General features: G+C 72.5%; 16 protein-coding genes. 11 read left to right on the plus strand and 5 right to left on the minus strand.

Translation table 11 applies throughout. The features are described 5' to 3' along the window. Positions 1–18: 18 nt before the first annotated feature. On the minus strand, positions 19–1551 hold the full coding sequence (locus HC362_RS26825; protein WP_243086701.1) for an aspartate aminotransferase family protein: 1533 nt from the start codon (positions 1549–1551) through the stop codon (positions 19–21). A 130-nt stretch (positions 1552–1681) separates the two neighbouring features. Continuing rightward, the gene (locus tag HC362_RS26830) at positions 1682–2968 is read right to left on the minus strand and encodes a DUF1015 domain-containing protein (RefSeq protein ID WP_243086702.1); all 1287 of its coding nucleotides are present in this window, start codon (positions 2966–2968) and stop codon (positions 1682–1684) included. Between the two features lie 157 nt (positions 2969–3125). Here HC362_RS26830 and HC362_RS26835 point away from each other — a divergent pair, with 157 nt between their 5' ends. Next, on the plus strand, positions 3126–4199 hold the full coding sequence (locus HC362_RS26835; RefSeq protein WP_243086703.1) for an HAD hydrolase-like protein: 1074 nt from the start codon (positions 3126–3128) through the stop codon (positions 4197–4199). A 30-nt stretch (positions 4200–4229) separates the two neighbouring features. Here the strand turns inward: HC362_RS26835 and HC362_RS26840 are convergent, their stop codons facing one another. Continuing rightward, on the minus strand, positions 4230–5114 hold the full coding sequence (locus HC362_RS26840; protein WP_243086704.1) for a siderophore-interacting protein: 885 nt from the start codon (positions 5112–5114) through the stop codon (positions 4230–4232). Positions 5115–5197: 83 nt separating this feature from the next. Then, positions 5198–6226: an ABC transporter substrate-binding protein gene (locus HC362_RS26845; RefSeq protein WP_243086705.1), complete on the minus strand. Its 1029-nt coding sequence runs from the start codon at positions 6224–6226 to the stop codon at positions 5198–5200. Positions 6227–6531: 305 nt separating this feature from the next. On the opposite strand from HC362_RS26845, the gene HC362_RS26850 reads away from it, so the two are divergent. The 8 genes from HC362_RS26850 to HC362_RS26885 all read left to right on the plus strand — a co-directional run bounded on the left by HC362_RS26850 (position 6532) and on the right by HC362_RS26885 (position 15097). After that, positions 6532–7494, plus strand: a complete 963-nt coding sequence (locus HC362_RS26850; RefSeq protein WP_243088831.1) for an iron chelate uptake ABC transporter family permease subunit — start codon at positions 6532–6534, stop codon at positions 7492–7494. Next, a complete protein-coding gene (locus HC362_RS26855) occupies positions 7491–8543 on the plus strand; it encodes an iron chelate uptake ABC transporter family permease subunit (protein WP_243086706.1) in 1053 nt (350 codons plus the stop codon). Before HC362_RS26850 ends, HC362_RS26855 begins: the two co-directional genes overlap by 4 nt. Positions 8544–8622: 79 nt before the next feature. Next, positions 8623–9504, plus strand: a complete 882-nt coding sequence (locus HC362_RS26860) for an ABC transporter ATP-binding protein (RefSeq protein ID WP_243086707.1) — start codon at positions 8623–8625, stop codon at positions 9502–9504. 87 nt (positions 9505–9591) lie between these two features. Continuing rightward, the gene (locus HC362_RS26865; protein WP_243086708.1) at positions 9592–9963 is read left to right on the plus strand and encodes a hypothetical protein; all 372 of its coding nucleotides are present in this window, start codon (positions 9592–9594) and stop codon (positions 9961–9963) included. Between the two features lie 3 nt (positions 9964–9966). After that, positions 9967–10773 carry a TlyA family RNA methyltransferase gene (locus HC362_RS26870; RefSeq protein WP_243086709.1) on the plus strand — a complete coding sequence of 269 codons (807 nt, stop codon included), beginning with the start codon at positions 9967–9969 and terminating at the stop codon, positions 10771–10773. A gap of 59 nt (positions 10774–10832) precedes the next feature. Beyond that, positions 10833–11774: an NAD kinase gene (locus HC362_RS26875; protein WP_243088832.1), complete on the plus strand. Its 942-nt coding sequence runs from the start codon at positions 10833–10835 to the stop codon at positions 11772–11774. 125 nt (positions 11775–11899) lie between these two features. Beyond that, complete coding sequence (gene recN / locus HC362_RS26880) at positions 11900–13642, plus strand: DNA repair protein RecN (RefSeq protein WP_243086710.1); 1743 nt, start codon at positions 11900–11902, stop codon at positions 13640–13642. 249 nt (positions 13643–13891) lie between these two features. Then, complete coding sequence (locus HC362_RS26885) at positions 13892–15097, plus strand: glycosyltransferase family 4 protein (RefSeq protein WP_243086711.1); 1206 nt, start codon at positions 13892–13894, stop codon at positions 15095–15097. Positions 15098–15225: 128 nt separating this feature from the next. On the opposite strand, the gene HC362_RS26890 is transcribed toward HC362_RS26885, so the two are convergent. Then, positions 15226–17055: a glycoside hydrolase family 15 protein gene (locus HC362_RS26890; RefSeq protein ID WP_243086712.1), complete on the minus strand. Its 1830-nt coding sequence runs from the start codon at positions 17053–17055 to the stop codon at positions 15226–15228. A gap of 419 nt (positions 17056–17474) precedes the next feature. Here HC362_RS26890 and HC362_RS26895 point away from each other — a divergent pair, with 419 nt between their 5' ends. Both HC362_RS26895 and HC362_RS26900 read left to right on the plus strand, forming a co-directional pair. Continuing rightward, positions 17475–19124 (plus strand): CTP synthase, encoded by a 1650-nt coding sequence (locus HC362_RS26895; RefSeq protein ID WP_243086713.1) that lies wholly within the window; start codon positions 17475–17477, stop codon positions 19122–19124. A gap of 5 nt (positions 19125–19129) precedes the next feature. Beyond that, on the plus strand, positions 19130–19768 hold the full coding sequence (locus HC362_RS26900) for an NUDIX hydrolase (protein WP_243086714.1): 639 nt from the start codon (positions 19130–19132) through the stop codon (positions 19766–19768). Positions 19769–19798 lie beyond the last annotated feature (30 nt).

The raw sequence follows: 19798 nt of genomic DNA on the forward strand, positions 1-19798 counted from the left end.
GGGGCTCCGTGTGGTCGGTCAGCTTGCCTGGGCGGCGCTGAGAGCGGGCGTCGGTACGGTGCTGTGCTGGGCGACGTAGCTGTCCGCGTGCGCGGCGATCAGCTCGAGGACCGTGGCGATGTCGGCCGGCGTGGTCTCCGGGTTGAGCAGGGTGAACTTGAGGTAGTGGCGGCCGTCGACGACAGTGCCCGCGACGATGGCCTCGCCGGAGGCGAACAGCGCCTCGCGGGCGTGCAGATTGGCCCGGTCGGTCAGCGTCCCGTCGTCGCCGGGCCGTTCGCCGGCCCCTTCGCCGGGCAGGTAGCGGAAGACGAGGGTGGACAGCTGAGGTTCCACGACGACCTCGAACCTGTCGTCGCCGTCCAGCAGTCGCCAGGCGTCGGCGGCGCGGTCCACCACCTCGTCGAAGAGCTCACCGAGCGCGTCGGCGCCCATCACCCGGAGCGTCATCCACAGCTTGAGCGCGTCGAAGCGGCGGGTGGTCTGGATCGACTTGTCGACCTGGTTGGGGATCTCCTTCTCCACGCTGTGCGCCGGGTTGAGGTAGTCGGCGTGGTAGGTGACGTGGCGCAGGGTGTCCCGGTCGCGGACCAGGACGGCGCTGGAGCTGACCGGCTGGAAGAAGGACTTGTGGTAGTCCACGGTCACCGAGTCGGCGCGCTCCACACCGTCCAGCAGCGCGCGGCGGCGCCGCGAGGTGAGCAGGCCGCAGCCGTAGGCGGCGTCCACGTGCAGCCACGTGCCCGCCCGGTCGCACAGGTCGGCGATGCCCGGCAGCGGGTCGATGCTGCCGAAGTCGGTGGTGCCCGCGGTGGCGACGACGGCCATCACCGTCTCACCCGCCCTCTCGCAGCGCGCCAGCTCCTCGGCCAGCGCGTCGAGGCGCATCCGGCGCCGCTCGTCGCACGGCACCGGGATGACGGCCTGCGGGCCCAGCCCCAGCAGGACGGCGGCCTTCTCGATGCTGAAGTGGCTGCACTCGGAGGTGAGGATGCGCAGTCTCGGCAGGAGCTGCGCGGTGCTGAGCGGCGTCTCGGAGTTCTTGCGTACCAGGCGGCAGGTCTCCTCGCGGGCGAGCAGCAGCGCCTGGAGGTTGGACTGGGAGCCGCCGCTGGTGAAGATGCCGTCGGCAGCGGTGTCGAAGCCGATGCGCCGCGTCGTCCACTCGATGAGGCGGCGCTCGATCAGGGTGCCGCCCGCGCTCTGGTCCCAGGTGTCCAGGGAGGAGTTGACGGCGGCGATGACGGCTTCGCCGAGGACGGCCGGTATGACCACGGGGCAGTTGAGGTGCGCGAGGTAGCGCGGGTGGTGGAAGTAGACGGCGTCGCGGAGGTACACACGCTCCAGTTCGTCCAGCGCCTCGCCGGCGGTGCCCAGGGGTTTGTCCAGGTCCACGGCGGAGACGGTGGGGGCGAGTTCGGCCGGTGTGACGCCGGTGAACGGCTGCTGAGCGTCGGCGAGTTTCGCGGCGACGCGCTCGACGCCGTGGGTGACGGAGCGCCGGTACTGCTCCGCCGTCCTGTCGTTGAGCAGGTGGGACCTGCTGCTCATCGGGGGCTACCTCCGTGGAAGTGGGATGCACCAAGTTAGGTAAGGCTACCCTAACTAAACCCGTCGGTCGGCACGCAAACCGGCCCCACCCTCGCCGGAAAGGCGCTGGTGGGGCCGAGGGAAGGCGCGGTCAGTGCAGGGTGCGCAGCACCAGACCCGTGGCGGGCTTCGGGCCGAACGAAGTGGACTTACGGGGCATCGTGACGCCCTGCTCGGCGAGCGACCGTACCGTCTCCTCCGGAACGGCGCGCATCAGCACGGCCGTACCGCCGTGCGTCGCCGCCTGCTCCACGGCCGCCTCGATGTGGTGCAGATAGCCGATGTGCTCGGGGCGGTCCGGCACCTGCCAGACGGCGTCCAACAGCGTCGAGTGCAGCACCGTGGCGTCCAACTCCCGCCACGCCGACGGCCGGCGCGCGTCGACCGTGCGGGCCAGCAGCGCGGGCGAGGGTCTGTCCAGCAGGTGGAAGACGCCGTCGCCCTCGGTCAGCAGGAACGCGTTCCCCGGGGTGTCCTCCAGCTCTTCCAGCGCCTCGTCCAGCGGTGCCTCCAGCGTACGGACACGGAAGGCGGCACCCTCCCCGTGCGCCGCGCCGGCCCGGTCGAGGAGGTCGAGCGCCCGCTTCAACGGGAGCCGGGGCAGCACCCGGTGGATGGCGCGCACCTGGAGGGGGTAGCGCGCGGTGTCGACCAGCAGGACCAGGCCGTAGTTCCACGGCGAACCCTCGCCGCCGCCCTGCTCGGCACGCAGCCGCAGATACGTCGCCCAGCGGTGATGGCCGTCGGCGATCAGCGCGCTGTGCCGGGACAGCTCCGCGTCCACCTCGGCGAGTTCGGCCGGGTCCGTGACCGCCCACAGCCGGTGGGCGAAACCGTCCTCCGTCGTCGTCGCCATCAGCGGTGCCCCGCGCGTCGCCCGCTCGATGACCGCCGTGGCCCCTGTGCGGGTGCCGTCCCCGCGGTAGGACAGCAGCAGCGGCTCGGGATTGGCGGCCAGCTCGCGCATCAGCTCAGCGCGGTCGGCGACGACCTCGTCTATCACTCCCTCGTGCGGCAGCACGACTCCCTCCTCGGGAGCCGTCAGCCGCAGCGCACCGATGAGGCCGCGCTGCAGCAACTCGCCCTTGCGCTGCTCGTAGACGTACAGCGCCGGTTCCGCGTCCTGGGCCAGCACCCCGTCGGCCCGCCAGCGGTCCAGCGTCTCGGCCGCCTGGCGGTGCCGGGCCGCCGGGTCCGCGGCCTGGGGCAGGATCAGCCGCACGATGTTGTACGGGTCCGCCGTCTCCAGGTGACGCAGCCCGTCCGGCCTGACCACCACGTCGTACGGCGGCGAGGTCACGGCAGCGAGGCCGCTGATCCTCTCCGGCGCGTAGCGCAGTCCCCGGAACGGGGCGAGTCTCAGTCCTCGGACGGTCATCTGTGCATGGTATGCCGGTGCCCGATAGCCGGTGGACCGGGGCACAGGGGGCGCAGGGGTGCGGAGCGCGCCCGGGGCATACGAGAGGATCGGTACGGCGCGCGGCACGGTCACGGCCGCCGTCTGCCCCGGGAGAGAGCACAAGGAGCGAGCCCTCATGCACCACAGCCCCGCTGCCGGCACCGCCACCGCGGCTGAGCCGTCCCGCCCGCTGGCCGCCGAGGAGCCGCTGCACACCTCGTACGACACGGCACTGCTGGACCTGGACGGGGTGGTGTACGCCGGGGGAGAGGCCGTGCCGCACGCGGTCGACTCGCTGGCCACGGCGCGCGGGAGCGGGCTGCGGCTGGCGTATGTGACCAACAACGCGGCCCGCACACCGCAGACCGTCGCGGCACATCTGACGCGGCTGGGGGTGCCGGCGGCTGCCGACGAGATCATCACCTCGGCGCAGGCGGTCGCCCGGCTGATCGCCGAGCGCGTCCCCCGGGGCGCGCGGGTACTGGCCGTCGGCGCCGACGGGCTGCGGGTCGCGCTGGAGGAGCGCGGGCTGACCGTCGTCGAGACGGCCGACGAGGAGCCCGCGGCCGTGGTGCAGGGCTACGGCGGGCCCTCGATGGAGTGGGGGCGCCTGGTCGAGGCGGCGATCGCCGTGCAGCGCGGCGTGCCCTGGTTCGCCTCCAACACCGATCTGACCATCCCCAGCGGGCGCGGCATCGCGCCGGGCAACGGTTCGGCCGTCGAGGTCGTCCGCATCGCCACCCGGTGGATGCGCACCCCGCCCGAACCCGTGGTCGCCGGCAAGCCGCTGCCGCCGATGCACCGGGAGTCCATCCTGCGGACCGGCGCGCGGCGGCCGTTGGTGGTCGGCGACCGGCTCGACACCGACATCGAGGGGGCGCACGCGGGGCGCGTGGACTCACTTCTCGTCCTCACCGGGGTGACCGACGCCGCCCAGCTGATCGCCGCCCGCCCGGTGCACCGCCCGACCTATGTGGCCCGCGACCTGCGCGGTCTGTTGCGGGCCCAGCCGGAAGTGACGGGGGACGCCGGCAGTGGCTTCGGGTGCGGCGGCTGGACGGCGCACGCGGGCGCGGAGCAACTGGAGCTGGTGGGCGACGGCGATCCGGTGGACGGCCTGCGCGCCCTGTGCGGGGCCGCCTGGTCGGCGGCGGGCGAGGGGGAGTGCCGGCTGGACGCGGGCGAAGCGCTGACCCGGCTGGGCCTTTGAGGGCCCGGCCGGGTCACACGAGCGGCGTTGTCAGCCGGCGGCAGCCAGGGCTTCGGCGACCAGCTGCTCCTCGGTCGCGCCCAGCCGCCAGTAGCCGGTGAACGTGACCGCGCGCCGGGCGAAGCCGCGCTCGCTCACCAGGTGGCGGCGCAGCGCCTTGACGGTGCCGGACTCGCCCGCGATCCACGCGTAGGGCGTGCCGTCGGGGAACCGGTCACCGCGCACGGACTCGACCATCCGCTCCGTGCGCGGTACTTCGGCCGCCTCGTCGCGCACCAGCCAGGTGAACCGGGCGTCGGCCAGGGTCGGCAGGTCCTGGACGTCCTCCCGGTGCGCCACCTCGACGAACACGCGCGCGGGCATCCCGGCAGGCAGCCACTCCAGGGTGGCGCCGATGGCGGGCAGCGCGGTCTCGTCGCCGCTCAGCAGCACCCAGTCGGTGCCCTCGGGCGGCCGGAAGTCGACGCCCGCGTTGTCCTCCACGACCGGCCCGAGCAGCGTCACCCGGTCCCCGGGCATGGCCCGCAGCGCCCAGCGCGATGCCGGGCCGGTCTCGCCGTGCAGCGCGAAGTCGACGTCCAACTCGTCGTCGGCCCCGTACCGGCCGCCCCTGCGCAGCGCCCGCACCGTGTAACTCCGCATGATGCCGCGGATGTTCTCGTCCATCGCACGCCACTGCGCGAACCAGTCCTCGCCCGCCTCGGTGGGCACCACAGGGGTGGTCTGTCCCGGCTGCGGCAGGAAGAGTTTGAAGCGCTGGTCCCGGCCGCCGGAGGCGAAACGATCCAGCCCTTCGCCCCCGAAGGTGATCCGCAGCATGGTCGGACCCAGCCGGCGGGTCCGTACGACGTGCAGATCGAAGAACTCGAACGGAACGGTGGAGGGCGCGGACTGCGCCGTGCTGACCGTACTCATCGTGTCTGCTCCTCGGCGAAAGGGATGGGGGTGCGGCCTGTGCGTGTGGTGCGGGCGGCAGGCAGAGCCGGAGGGCGGAGGCGTCAGCCGAGCTTCTTGGCCTTGTCGATCGCGTCCGCGAGGTCCTCCAGCAGCGGCGCCGCGCCCGCGTACGAGAAGCGGGGCTCGGCCGCCCACGAGGCGACCTGGCCCGCCTTGACGGCCGGCAGGTCGTTCCAGGACGGCTTCGACTTGAGGGCCTTGGGCTGGAGGGACTGGGTGCGGTTGTCCAGGATGATCAGGTCCGCCTTGTACTTGTCGGCGTTCTCCCAGCTCAGCTCCTCGAAGAAGCCCTGCTTGCTGAGCTTCTTGGGCTTCACCAGGTCGACGCCGAGCTGCTTGAAGTACTGCAGGTCGGAGTTGGCGTCCGGGTCGGAGACGTAGAACAGGTCGGGGGCGCCCGAGGCGGCGAGGACCCGGATTCCGCTCTTGGCCGCCTTGCGCAGCCGCTCGGCCGCCTTCTCGAAGCGGGCCTTGGCGTCCGTGACGGACTTGGCCTTCACATCGGCACCCAGCGACTCGGCGAGCTTCGCGTACTGCTGGATGACCTCGTTCATCGGGATGCCCGCGGCCTTCATGGCCACCTGGGGCGCGAGCTTGTAGATCTTGTCCTTGCTCTCCTCGGGGACGTAGAAGAGCGCGTCCTTGAGGTACATGTTGCTGATCAGCAGCTGGGGACGGAGCTTGGCGTACTTCTCCAGGTCGAACTCGCCGAAGGCGTTGCCGATGATCTTCACCTTGGAGATGTCCAGATCGCCGGCGAGCACATCCGGCTCGCCGTTCTTCTTCTTCGTCGGACCGAAGACACCGACGACCTTGTCGCGCACTCCGAAGTCCCACAGCGCGGCGGCGGTGGCCGTATAGGCGACGATCCGCTCGGGAACGGCGTCCAGGGTGACCTTCTTCTTGCGGCCGTCAGTGAAGGCCCACCCCTCGCCCTTGGCGTCGCCACCCGAACCGGAACCTGACCCCTCACTGCCGCAGGCGGCGAGCAGCGCCCCGAGACCGGCGGCACCGCCCGCGGCGAGCAGACCGCGGCGGGAAAGGGAGGGCACAGGGGAAGAGCTGGGCATTTCTTGGGCCTTCTCTCGACGTACTGGGGACCAGGTACGGGGACGGCCCGCGGGCATGCCGCGGACGTACCTGCGGGGCGGCCGTGGGGCCGAGTTCGCAGTTAGGCTAACCTAACCAAAGTTGTTGTTGTCCAGTGGCCGGGCGCCCCCGCCTCCCCGGCCCCGACCGGAGCGCGTACGTGACTTTCACCAAGTCCCCGCAGGTCCAAGGGGATTCAGCGGCAGTACGCCGTGGCGACGGACAGCCGACGGCCGCAGCGGAACAGCCGGCGCGTGCCCGGACCCCGCTCGCCCGGGCCGCCGGGCTGCTGGCCGCCGCCCTCGTGCTGCTGCTCGTCGTCCTCCTCAGCCTCGCCTTCGGTGCCCGGCCGCTCTCGCTCGGCGAGGCGTGGTCGGGGCTCGTCGACAGCGGGTCGGCCGACTACACCGTCGTCCACGAGATGCGGCTGCCGCGCACTCTCCTGGGCCTGCTCGCCGGTGCCGCGCTCGGTCTGGCGGGCGGCGTGATGCAGGCGCTCACCCGCAACCCGCTGGCCGACCCGGGACTGCTGGGCATCAACGCCGGCGCGGCTGCCGCCGTGGTCACGGCCATCTCCTTCTTCGGCGTCGCCGGGTACACCGGCTACATCGGCTTCGCCTTCCTCGGCGCCGCCGCCGTCTCCGTACTCGTCTACGCCGTCGGCGGCGGACGCGGCGCCACCCCCGCGCGGCTGGCCCTCGCGGGGACGGCGCTCAACGCGGCGCTGATCTCCTATGTGAGCGCCGTTCAGCTCCTGGACACCGCCTCGCTGGACCGGATGCGGTTCTGGATGGTCGGCTCCCTGGCCCGCGCCCAGGACTCGACCGTCCTCCAGGCGCTGCCCTTCATCGCCGTCGGCACCCTTCTCGCACTCGCCCTGGCCCGCCCGCTGAACGCGCTCGCACTCGGCGACGACGCGGCACGAGCCCTCGGCTCCCGGCCCGGCCGCACCCGCGCCGCCGCCATCGTGGCCATCACTCTGCTGTGCGGGGCCGCCACCGCCGCCTGCGGGCCGATCGTCTTCGTCGGGCTGATGGTGCCGCACATGGTGCGCGCGCTCACCGGCCCCGACCAGCGCTGGCTGCTGCCGTACTGCGCCGTCCTGGCGCCCGTGCTGCTGCTCGGCGCCGACGTCCTCGGACGCATCCTCGGCCGGCCCAGCGAACTCCAGGTCGGCATCGTCACCGTCGTACTCGGCGGCCCGTTCTTCCTCTACTTCGTGCGCAGGCGGAGGGTGGCACACGCATGAGCCTCACCGGCACCCGTGAGAACGTCCTGCGCACCCCGGGCGGTCTCTCGGTCAACTACCGGCCGCGCGCCCTGCTCGTCGGCACCGGCTGTCTGGTACTCGCGCTGGTCGCCGCCGTGTTCGCGATCGGCAGCGGCGAATACCCCATGGCACCGGGCGAGGTGATCCGCACCCTGCTCGGGCAGGGCGACCCCGCCGACGCGTTCATCGTCAACGAACTGCGGCTGCCCCGCACCGTCACCGCGTTGCTCGTCGGCGCGAGCCTGGGACTGTGCGGCGCCGTCTTCCAGGCCGTGGTGCGCAACCCGCTCGGCAGCCCGGACATCCTCGGCTTCACCAACGGGGCCGCCGCCGGAGCGCTGTTGGTCATCTTCGCCGCGGGCGGCAGCAGCGCACTGCTGGCGGGCGGCGCCGTCGCCGGAGCCGTCGTCACCGGGGCGCTCATCTACGCTCTCGCCTGGAAGCGCGGTATGCACGGCTACCGGCTGGTGCTCGTCGGAGTGGGCGCCACCGCCATCCTGACCGGCGTCAACAGCTATCTCATCACCCGCGCCGGTATCACCGAGGCGTCCCGCGCCGTGCTGTGGATGACAGGCAGCCTGGACGGGCGCGGCTGGAACGACGTCGTGCCGCTGGCCGTCGGCATGGTGGTGCTCGTACCGATGGTGCTGCTGGGCTGCGGACGCGCCCTGCGGATGATGGAGATGGGTGACGACGCAGCCTGCGCGCTCGGCGTCCGTGTGGAACGCACCCGGCTCGTGCTGCTGGCCGCCGGGGTGCTGCTGGTGGCACTGTCCGCCGCAGCCGCAGGACCCGTCTCCTTCGTCGCGCTGACGGCACCGCAGCTCGCCCGGCGCCTCACCAGGACGCCGGGGCCCAACCTGCTGCCCTCGCTGTGCATGGGCGCGGCGCTGCTGATCTGCGCCGACCTGGTGGCCCGGCGGGCCTTCGGAGAGCACCAGCTCCCCGTCGGCGTGATCACCGGAGTGGTGGGCGGTGGGTATCTGGTGTGGCTGCTGGCCACCGAGCGCAGGGCCGGACGGATATGAGGGAGCCGGATATGAGGGAGCCGGACGCACCGGCTCGGGCCTCGGAGAAATGCACGCACCCGACGGAAGCGGGGACACGATGAAGACCGCCACTGGGGACATCTCCCGGCCGGAGGCCGCCGGAGACGCTGCCGGAGACAAGGCGGCCGCCTCCGGCCGCGCCGCGCAGGCGGCCGGAGAGCCCCGGCTGACCGGGCACGGTCTCACCCTCGCCTACGACCAGCGAACCATCGCCCGCGAACTCGACGTCGCGGTGCCCGACCGGTCGTTCACGGTCGTGGTCGGCCCCAACGCCTGCGGAAAGTCCACGCTGCTGCGGGCACTCTCCCGGATGCTCAAGCCCGCCGAGGGGCAGGTCCTGCTGGACGGCGGCGACATCGCGGGCATGCCGGCCAAGGCCCTGGCCCGCACCCTGGGTCTGCTGCCCCAGTCGTCCACGGCTCCCGAGGGCATCACCGTCGCCGATCTGGTGGCCCGCGGCCGCTACCCGCACCAGGGGCTGCTGCGCCAGTGGTCGCGGGACGACGAGCAGGTGGTGGCGGAGTCCATGGCGGCCACCGGCGTCGAAGGACTCGGCGACCGGTTCGTGGACGAGCTCTCCGGCGGCCAGCGGCAGCGCGTGTGGATCGCCATGGCGCTGGCCCAGCAGACGCCGCTGCTGCTGCTGGACGAGCCCACCACCTACCTGGACATCGCGCACCAGATCGAGATTCTCGACCTGTGCGCGCGCCTGCACGAGGAGGAGGGGCGCACCCTCGTAGCCGTACTGCACGACCTCAACCACGCGGCCCGCTACGCCACCCATCTGATCGCGATGCGGGAGGGCCGGATCGTCGCACAGGGGGAGCCGGGCGAGGTGGTGACGGCGGAGCTGGTCGAGGAGGTCTTCGGGATGCCCTGCCGGGTGATCGACGACCCGGAGACCGGCACTCCGCTGGTGGTGCCGGCGGCCCGGCGCTGAGCCCGGCAGTCCGTCGACCGGGCAGGCTGTCGAGTCGGCAGTCTGTCGACCCGGCGGTCTGTCGGACCCGGGAGGTAGCGTCGGGGCATGAGCGAGTTCGCGCAGGGACCCGGGCCCGGGCACGCCCCCACCCCCGAGCAGCAGCCCTCGGCAGACGGCACCGAGCGGTACGACGAGACAGCGCAGCCCGAGAAGCCGTACGGGCGGACGGAGCAGGCCGAGGAAGCCGAAGACGCCGGAGGCGGCCAGGAGCAGCCCGGTGGGCCCGACGACGGCCCGCGGCCCCTCGGCGTGTCCCTGCGCCCCACCGGCCACGGTCCGGTCGACGCCCACCTCCGGCGGCTGGAGGACGCCGACCACCTCGCTGTCTCCGGTCATCTGGAGGTGTACGAAGATGTCCACCGTGGCCTGCGCGAGAGCCTGGCCGCGCTGGACCGACCCCACACCCCCCGGAGCTGAGCCGTGGCACGACGCCGACTCGACGCGGAGCTGGTGCGCCGCAACCTCGCCCGTTCGCGGGAGCACGCCGGCCAGTTGATCGCCGCGGGACGGGTCACGGTCGGGGGCAATGTGGCGGCCAAACCGGCCACCCAGGTCGAGACCAGCGCGGCGCTGGTCGTCAAGACGGACGAGAGCGATCCGGACTATGTCTCGCGCGGCGGCCACAAGCTCGCCGGAGCGCTGGAAGCGTTCGTTCCGCGCGGGCTGCGGGTCCAGGGCCGGCGTGCGCTGGACGCGGGCGCCTCGACCGGCGGCTTCACCGACGTGCTGCTGCGCGCGGGAGCAGAGCACGTCGTGGCCGTGGACGTGGGCTACGGACAGCTCGCCTGGTCGCTGCGGAGCGACCCCCGGGTCACCGTCAAGGACCGTACGAATGTCCGGGAACTGACCGTGGAGGACATCGGCGGCCTGCCGGTGGAACTGGTCGTCGGTGACCTGTCGTTCATCCCCCTGGGGCTCGTACTGCCCGCGCTCGTCCGCTGTGCCGTACCCGAGGCCGACCTGGTGCTGATGGTGAAACCACAGTTCGAGGTGGGCCGGGAGCGGCTGGGCAGCGGCGGTGTCGTCCGCAGCCCCGAACTGCGTGCCGAGGCCGTGCGAACGGTCGCCGGACACGCGGCAGCCCTGGGTCTGGGCGCGCTGGGCGTCACCTCCAGCCCACTGCCAGGACCTTCGGGAAACGTCGAATACTTTCTGTGGCTGCGCGCCGGGGCCGACGACCTCGACCCGGCCGAAGTCGAGCGAGCGGTGGCAGAGGGGCCCAAGTGACCGAGGACAGCCGAGCTGCACAGCCAGCACAGCCCTCCGGGAGCACCTACCCGGTCAGCGTGGACCGTCCGGCCGCCCAGGACGGCGACCGCACGGTCTTCCTCCTCGCGCACACCGGCAGACCCGCCGCCGTGCGCAGCGCCGAACTGGTCGTCCAGGGGCTGCTGCGCTGCGGCATCGGGGTCCGGGTGCTCGCCGAGGAGGCGGCCGACCTGCCGCTCCCCGACCGGGTGCAGACGGTGAGCGCCAAGCCGGACGCAGCCGAGGGCTGCGAGCTGCTGGTGGTGCTCGGCGGCGACGGGACGCTGCTGCGCGGCGCCGAGTTCGCGCGGGCCTCGGGGGTGCCGATGCTCGGCGTCAACCTCGGCCGGGTCGGCTTCCTCGCGGAAGCCGAGCGCGACGACCTGGACAAGGTCGTGGACCGCGTGGTCTCCCGGGCCTACGAGGTCGAAGAGCGGATGACCCTCGATGTGATCGTACGCAACGCGGGCTACAACGCGCACAGCCCCGGCAGCGGGCACATCGTGCACGCCGACTGGGCGCTCAACGAGGTCTCCGTCGAAAAGGCGGCCCGCGAACGGATGCTGGAGGTCGTCATCGAGGTCGACGGCCGCCCCGTCTCCAGCTTCGGCGGCGACGGCGTGGTGTGTGCCAGCCCCACCGGGTCCACCGCCTACGCGTTCTCGGCGGGCGGGCCCGTGGTGTGGCCCGAGGTGGAGGCGCTGCTGATGGTGCCGATCAGCGCGCACGCGCTGTTCGCCAAGCCTCTGGTGACCGCGCCCGATTCGGTGCTGGCCGTCGAGGTGCAGCCGCAGACGCCGCATGGGGTGCTGTGGGCCGACGGACGGCGCAGCGTCGAGCTGCCGGCCGGGGCGCGGGTGGAGGTGCGGCGCGGCGCGGTGCCGGTGCGGCTGGCACGGCTGCACCACGCGTCGTTCACGGATCGCCTGGTGGCGAAGTTCGCTCTTCCGGTCACGGGCTGGCGAGGGGCGCCGCGCTGAGGGGCGCCCGAAGTGAGGGGAGAAAACCGCCAAGGCGGGTGAATGGTGACGGATCGGCATGGTGGGGTGCCCCACGTCCGGGTGCCGGGCGGACCACTGGTGTGGCCGACACGAGGAGACCTCGTATGGTCGTATCCGTGTTGGAGGAGATGCGGATCAAAGCCCTGGGCGTGATCGACGACGCCGTTGTCGAGCTGTCGCCCGGCTTCACCGCGGTGACCGGCGAGACCGGCGCGGGCAAGACCATGGTCGTCACGAGCCTCGGGTTGCTGCTCGGTGGGCGTGCCGACGCCGGGCTCGTCCGGGTCGGCGCCAAGTCGGCTCTGGTCGAGGGACGGATCGCGCTGGCGCCGGACGCCCCGGCCGCCCGCCGCGCCGAGGAGGCGGGCGCGGAGCTGGACGAGGGGGCGCTGCTGGTCAGCCGTACGGTCTCGGCCGAAGGCCGCTCGCGGGCCCACCTGGGCGGGCGCTCGGTGCCGGTCGGACTGCTGGCCGAGCTGAGTGACGACCTGGTGGCCGTACACGGCCAGACCGACCAGCAGGGCCTGCTGCGCGCGGCGCGGCAGCGCGCCGCGCTGGACCGCTACGCGGGGGACGCCGTGGCGCGGCACCTGGCCGCCTACCAGGAGGCGTACCGCAGGCTGCGCACCGTCGCTGCGGAGCTGGCCGAGCTGACCACCCGCGCCCGCGAGCGCGCCCAGGAAGCCGACATGCTGCGCTTCGGTATCCAGGAGGTCGAGGCCGCCGAACCCCGTCCGGGCGAGGACGCCGAACTCGCGGCCGAGGCCGAGCGGCTGGGCCACGCCGAGGCCCTGGCCTCCGCGGCCACCACAGCGCACGGCGCGCTGGCCGGAGATCCGGCCGACCCGGAGGGTGTGGACGCCGCCACGCTGGTCGCGGGTGCCCACCGCGCCCTGGAGGCGGTGCGCTCCCACGACCCGGCGCTGGCCGCGCTCGCCGACCGGCTGGGCGAGGTGCACATCCTGCTCTCCGACATCGCGGGCGAACTGGCCGGATACGCCGACGACCTGGACGCGGACCCGCTCCGGCTGGCCGCCGTCGAGGAGCGCCGCGCCGCGCTGGCCCAGCTCACCCGCAAGTACGGCGAGGACATCACCGCCGTCCTGGCCTGGGCCGAGAACAGCACCGAGCGGCTGACCGAGCTGGAGGGCGACGACGACCGGATCGGTGAGCTGACCGCCGAGCGGGACGCGCTCCGCGCCGAACTCGCCTCCCTCGCCCGTACGCTCACCGAGGCGCGCGCGGACGCCGCCAAGCGGTTCGCGGACGCGGTCACCGAGGAGCTGGCCGAGCTGGCCATGCCGCACGCCCGGGTGACCTTCGAACTCAAGCACACCGAGGACCCGGACGGCCTCGAGGTCGACGGGCGCACCCTCGCCTTCGGCCCGCACGGCACGGACGAGGTCGAACTGCTGCTCGCGCCGCACCCGGGCGCACCGGCCCGGCCCATTGCCAAGGGCGCCTCGGGCGGTGAGCTGTCCCGGGTGATGCTCGCCGTCGAGGTGGTCTTCGCCGACTCCGACCCGGTGCCGACCTACCTCTTCGACGAGGTGGACGCCGGGGTCGGCGGCAAGGCGGCCGTGGAGGTGGGCCGCAGGCTGGCGCGGCTGGCCAAGTCGGCGCAGGTCGTGGTGGTCACGCATCTGCCGCAGGTGGCCGCGTTCGCCGACCGTCACCTGGTGGTGCAGAAGACCGATGACGGCTCGGTGACCCGCAGCGGCGTACGGGCCATGGAGGGCGAGGACCGGGTGCGCGAGCTGTCCCGGATGCTCGCGGGCCAGGAGGACTCCGAACTCGCCCGCGCCCACGCGGAGGAGCTTCTGGAGGCGGCCCGCACCGGAGCCTGACGGCCGCCACGGCGGCGACCGTACGCCGAGCCGGCGAGCTGGGGGCGCCATGGTGCGCGGGGCGGCGTGCAGGGCTTTCGAGGGGCGCATGGCTGATTTGCGAGCGCCGTCACTCGTGTGAGTGAGAGCGTCTGGTGTGCGCCCCGCTGTGACGGCCGTCGGGACCGTACGGCGGCGCGGCGGGGCCCCCTCGCCTGGCATCCTGGGCAGGCCCCGCCCCCACCGCCCGACCCAGGGAGCCCGCCTGCCGTGAGCCCGAGTCGTACTCATGCACCGCGTCGGCCCGCGGTCGGTGCGCGGCCGCCGCACGCCGTGCATGTGCTCGGCGGCGGTCCTGCGGCCGACGGCACCGAGACACCCTCGGCGCGTACGGCGGCCCATGCGCGCTCCCTCGCCCGGGGCCTGACAGCACGCGGAGTACGGGTGACCGTGTGCGCCCGGCACGACGGACCGCTGCGGCACGCCATCACCGGGACCGGCGCCGAGTTCGCCGCCCTGCCGGGCCGGACGGAGGCCGACGCGGCCGCCCGGCTGCGCACCGTCTGCGCCGACGCCGACCTGATCCACGCCCACGGCCTGCGCGCCGGACTGCTGGCAGCGCTGGCGCTCGGCAGACGGCGCGGCACCGTGCCGCTGGTGGTCACCTGGCACGCCCTGCCACGGGCCGCGGCCTCACCCGCATCCCGTACGGAGGCCGCCCGCGAACTGGTGACCCGGCTGCTGGTGCGGCGGGTGGCCAGGGCCGCCACCGTCGTCCTGGGCGCCACCACCGAACTGGTCGACATGGCGCGCCGCGGCGGCGCACGCGACGCGCGGCTCGCCCCCGCGCCCATTCCGGTGCCCGACGCCGAGGCCACGCCGGGGGAGGAGAGCCCGGACGGCGAGGAGGTGCTGGGGCACAAGGCGCGCGCGGGTATCGGCGCCCTCGACCGCCCCCTGATCCTCACCGTCGGCCGGCTCGACGGGCGGCGCGGCCACGACAGCGCGCTGACCGCCTCCCGTGGCTGGCGCGGCCTCACCCCGCAACCGCTGCTCGCCATCGCGGGAGAAGGCCCCGAGCGCGGCGCGCTCCAGCGCCGTATCGAGGAGGAGCGGCTGCCCGTGCGGCTGTTGGGGCGGCGGGCCGACGCGCTGCGGTTGCTGGCGGGCGCCGACATCGCTCTGCTGCCTGCCCGTTGCCGGGGCCACTCGCTGGTGGCGCAGGAGGCGCTGCGGGCCGGGGTGCCGTTGGTTGCCGCCGACGGTGGCGGGGTACCGGAGCTTGTCGGCTCCGCCGCCGTGCTGGTGCCCTGCGGGGACGCCGATTTGTTGTCCTCGGCCGTTGTGAGTTTGCTCGCCGATCCGGACCGGCGCGCCGAGTTGGCTGCCGCCGGGCGCGCCCAGGCGCGGACCTGGCCCACGGAGGACCAGGTCGCCGCGCAAGTTCTGACTGTCTACGACGAGCTCTTGGGCTGACCCGTGCAGGTGTGTTGCCCCGCACGGTGGGCTGCGCTTGCCCACCCTGCGCCCTGGGGGCACCTCCCGGCCGAAGGCTGGGGGAGCAGACTGCCCAAGCTTGCGGGTGACCATTCAGGGGCGCGGGTCTACACCCCGTACGCCCCCGACGCGGTCAGCCGCAGGGCCGTGTCGATCAGCGGCACATGGCTGAAGGCCTGGGGGAAGTTGCCGACCTGGCGTTGGCGCGCGGAGTCCCATTCCTCGGCCAGCAGACCCACATCGTTGCGCAGGGCCAGCAGCTTCTCGAACAGCTTGCGGGCCTCGTCGACCCGGCCGATCATCGCGAGGTCGTCGGCGAGCCAGAACGAGCAGGCCAGGAAGGCGCCTTCCTCGCCCGCGAGCCCGTCCACGTTCTCGGCAGCCCCGTCGGCGCCCGCCTCGCTGCTGGTGGGGTAGCGCAGCACGAACCCGTCCTCGGTCGTCAGCTCCCGCTGGATCGCCTCGATGGTGCCGATGACCCGCTTGTCGTCCGGCGGCAGGAAGCCCATCTGCGGGATCAGCAGCAGCGAGGCGTCCAGCTCCTTGGAGCCGTAGGACTGGGTGAAGGTGTTGCGCTCCTTGTCGTACCCCTTCTCGCAGACCTGGCGGTGGATCTCGTCACGCAGATTGCGCCAGCGCTCCAGCGGCCCGTCCACGTCGCCCGACTCGATGAGCTTGACCGTACGGTCGACGGCCACCCACGCCATCACCTTCGAGTGCACGAAGTGCCGGCGCGGGCCGCGCACCTCCCAGATGCCCTCGTCCTTCTCCTCCCAGTGGTTCTCCAGATAGCCGATCAGCTTGAGCTGGAGGAGCTGGGCGTAGTCGTTGCGCGCCAGGCCCGTCATATGGCCCAGGTGCAGGGCCTCGACCATCTCGCCGTACACATCGAGCTGGAGCTGGCCGGCCGCGCCGTTGCCCACCCGTACCGGCTTGGAGCCCTCGTACCCCGGCAGCCAGGTCAACTCGGCCTCGGACAGCTCGCGTTCGCCCGCGATGCCGTACATGATCTGAAGGTTCTCCGGGTCGCCGGCGACCGCGCGCAGCAGCCATTCGCGCCAGGCGCGGGCCTCTTCGCGGTAGCCGGTGCGCAGGAGGGAGGAGAGGGTGATGGCCGCGTCCCTGAGCCAGGTGAAGCGGTAGTCCCAGTTGCGCTCCCCGCCGATCTCCTCGGGCAGCGAGGTGGTCGGCGCGGCGACGATTCCGCCGGTGGGCGCGTAGGTCAGCGCCTTGAGCGTGATCAGCGAGCGGACCACGGCCTCCCGGTAGGGCCCGTGGTAGGTGCAGGTCTCGACCCAGTCGCGCCAGAAGTCCTCGGTGGTGCGCAGCGCCTCCTCCGGCTCCGGAAGCTCCGGTGCCTCCCGGTGCGACGCCTCCCAGCTGATGGTGAACGCCATCCGGTCGCCGGGGCCGACGGTGAAGTCGGAGTAGGTCGTCAGGTCCTTGCCGTAGGTGTCGGCCTCGGTGTCCAGCCACACCGAGTCGGGCCCTGCCACGGCCACCGTGCGGTTCCCCGCCTTGTGCACCCACGGCACGACCCAGCCGTAGGAGAAGCGCATCCGCAGTGCCGAGCGCATCCGCACCCGCCCGCTGACGCCCTCCACGATCCGCACCAACTGGGGCGCGTGGTTCTCACGCGGAGGCATGAAGTCGATGATCCGGACGGTACCCCGCGGGGTGTCCCACTCCGATTCCAGCACCAGCGAGTCGCCCCGGTAGCGGCGGCGGTCGGCGGGTGGCGGATCGCCGCCGGCCGGGTGTGCGGGGCCCACCCGCCAGAAGCCGTGCTCCTCGGTGCCGAGCAGGCCGGCGAACACCGCGTGGGAGTCGAAGCGGGGTAGGCAGAGCCAGTCGACCGTGCCGTCCCTGCCGACGAGGGCGGCAGTCTGCATGTCTCCGATGAGTGCGTAATCCTCGATGCGCCCAGCCACGTGCATCTCCAGTCGAACGAACTGCGACGCCCCCGCGGGACGTGCTGGTGACGTGTGTATTTCTGCCTGTCAGTGGCAAGTGTCCGTGAAGGATACGACGCAGCGATCCCTTCCGCCCGACGGTCGGCTGGGTCCGGATGCGCCGATTAGGTGACCTTCGCTACCGCGTTCACCTGCTGCGACTCCCTTGTCACGCTGGGACGCGCCCGGCTGCTCGGCTACCCGGCCGTAGGCACGGGCAGCCGCGGCGACCCGGCGGCACTGTTACGCTGGTAGCCCGTGGAGCGGTGGGCACGTGAACGCGTTCTGTTCGAGACGACAGCCCCCCGAACCGCAGCGAGGCCACCCCGGAAAGCCCCTTCGGGACGATCCCAGGATGCAGCCTCCGCACCCCACCAAGCGACCACGGGAGCCCCCTCTTGGCCATGCCGCCTACATCCATGACGACCAAGCACCTCTTCGTCACCGGGGGTGTCGCCTCCTCGCTCGGCAAGGGGCTCACCGCCTCCAGCCTGGGTGCGCTGCTCAAGGCGCGTGGCCTGCGGGTCACCATGCAGAAGCTGGACCCCTATCTGAACGTCGACCCCGGCACGATGAACCCCTTCCAGCACGGTGAGGTGTTCGTCACCAACGACGGCGCCGAGACCGACCTGGACATCGGCCACTACGAGCGCTTCCTCGACGTCGACCTCAACGGCACCGCCAACGTCACCACCGGACAGGTCTACTCGACGGTCATCGCCAAGGAGCGGCGCGGCGAGTACCTGGGCGACACCGTTCAGGTCATCCCGCACATCACCAACGAGATCAAGCACCGCATCCGCCGGATGGCTACCGACGACGTGGATGTCGTCATCACCGAGGTCGGCGGCACCGTCGGCGACATCGAGTCGCTGCCCTTCCTGGAGGCCGTCCGCCAGGTCCGCCACGAGGTCGGCCGCGACAACGTCTTCGTCGTCCACATCTCGCTGCTGCCCTACATCGGCCCGTCCGGCGAGCTGAAGACCAAGCCCACCCAGCACTCGGTCGCCGCGCTGCGCAACATCGGTATCCAGCCGGACGCGATCGTGCTGCGCGCAGACCGCGACGTGCCCGTCTCCATCAAGCGGAAGATCGGGCTCATGTGCGACGTGGACGACGCCGCGGTGGTCGCCTGCAAGGACGCCCGCTCCATCTACGACATCCCCAAGGTGCTGCACTCCGAGGGGCTGGACGCCTATGTCGTACGCAAGCTCGACCTGCCCTTCCGTGACGTGGACTGGACCCAGTGGGACGACCTGCTGCGCCGGGTGCACCAGCCGGACCACGAGGTGACGGTCGCGCTGGTGGGCAAGTACATCGACCTGCCGGACGCCTATCTGTCGGTCACCGAGGCGCTGCGCGCCGGCGGCTTCGCCAACCGGGCCCGCGTCAAGATCAAGTGGGTCACCTCCGACGACTGCAAGACCCCCGAGGGCGCCAAGCGGCAGCTCGGCGACTGTGACGCCATCTGCATCCCCGGCGGCTTCGGCGAGCGCGGCGTGGACGGCAAGGTCGGCGCCATCACCTACGCACGGGAGAACCGCGTACCGCTGCTCGGCCTCTGCCTGGGCCTGCAGTGCATCGTGATCGAGGGCGCCCGCAACCTGGCGGGGATCAAGGACGCCAACTCCACCGAGTTCGACCAGTCCACAGCGCACCCGGTCATCTCCACCATGGAGGAGCAGCTCGACATCGTCGCCGGCGAGGGCGACATGGGCGGCACCATGCGGCTGGGCATGTACCCGGCCAAGCTGGCCGAGGGCTCCATCGTGCGCGAGACATACGGCGGCGAGCCCTACGTCGAGGAGCGCCACCGGCACCGGTACGAGGTCAACAACCACTACCGCACCGAGCTGGAGAAGAAGGCCGGGCTGGTCTTCTCCGGCACCTCGCCCGACAACAAGCTGGTCGAGTACGTCGAATACCCGCGCGAGGTCCACCCCTACCTGGTCGCCACCCAGGCCCACCCGGAGCTGCGCTCCCGCCCCACCCGCCCGCACCCGCTCTTCGCCGGCCTGGTCAAGGCCGCCGTCGAGCGCCAGCAGGGGGAGTGACCGCCATGGCCAGCCGTATCGCCGACACCCCGGAGGAGTGGGAGGTCACCGCGACCTCCTCCCCCTTCCAGGGCAACAAGACCGGGGTCCGTACCGACCAGGTCGTCATGCCGGACGGCTCGGTGGTCAGCCGCGACTACCAGACCCACCCCGGCTCTGTCGCCATCCTGGCCCTCGACGACCAGGACCACGTCCTGGTCCTCAGCCAGTACCGGCACCCGGTCCGCGAGAAGCTGTGGGAGATCCCGGCCGGGCTGCTGGACGTCCCCGGTGAGAACCCGCTGGCCGCCGCGGAGCGTGAGCTGTACGAGGAGGCCCACGTCAAGGCCGAGGACTGGCGCGTCCTCGTCGACGTCTACACCACCCCCGGCGGCAGCGACGAGGCCGTACGGATCTTCCTGGCCCGGCAGCTCTCCGAGGTGGAGGGCGAGCGCTTCGAGGTCGCCGAGGAAGAGGCCGACATGGAGCTGGCCCGGGTGCCGCTGGAGGAGCTGGTACGCGGAGCGCTGGCCGGACAGCTGCACAACAACTGCCTCGTGGTGGGGTGCCTGGCGCTGAACGCCGCACTGAGCAGCGGCGGCGGCCTGGGCGCGCTGCGTCACGCGCAAGCGCCGTGGCCGGCGCGGCCCTTCGACCCGAGGTGACCGCTTCTCCTCCCCCGGTGCGGGGCCCGG

The organism is Streptomyces sp. 891-h (assembly GCF_022760275.1).
GTDB lineage: Bacteria > Actinomycetota > Actinomycetes > Streptomycetales > Streptomycetaceae > Streptomyces > Streptomyces spirodelae.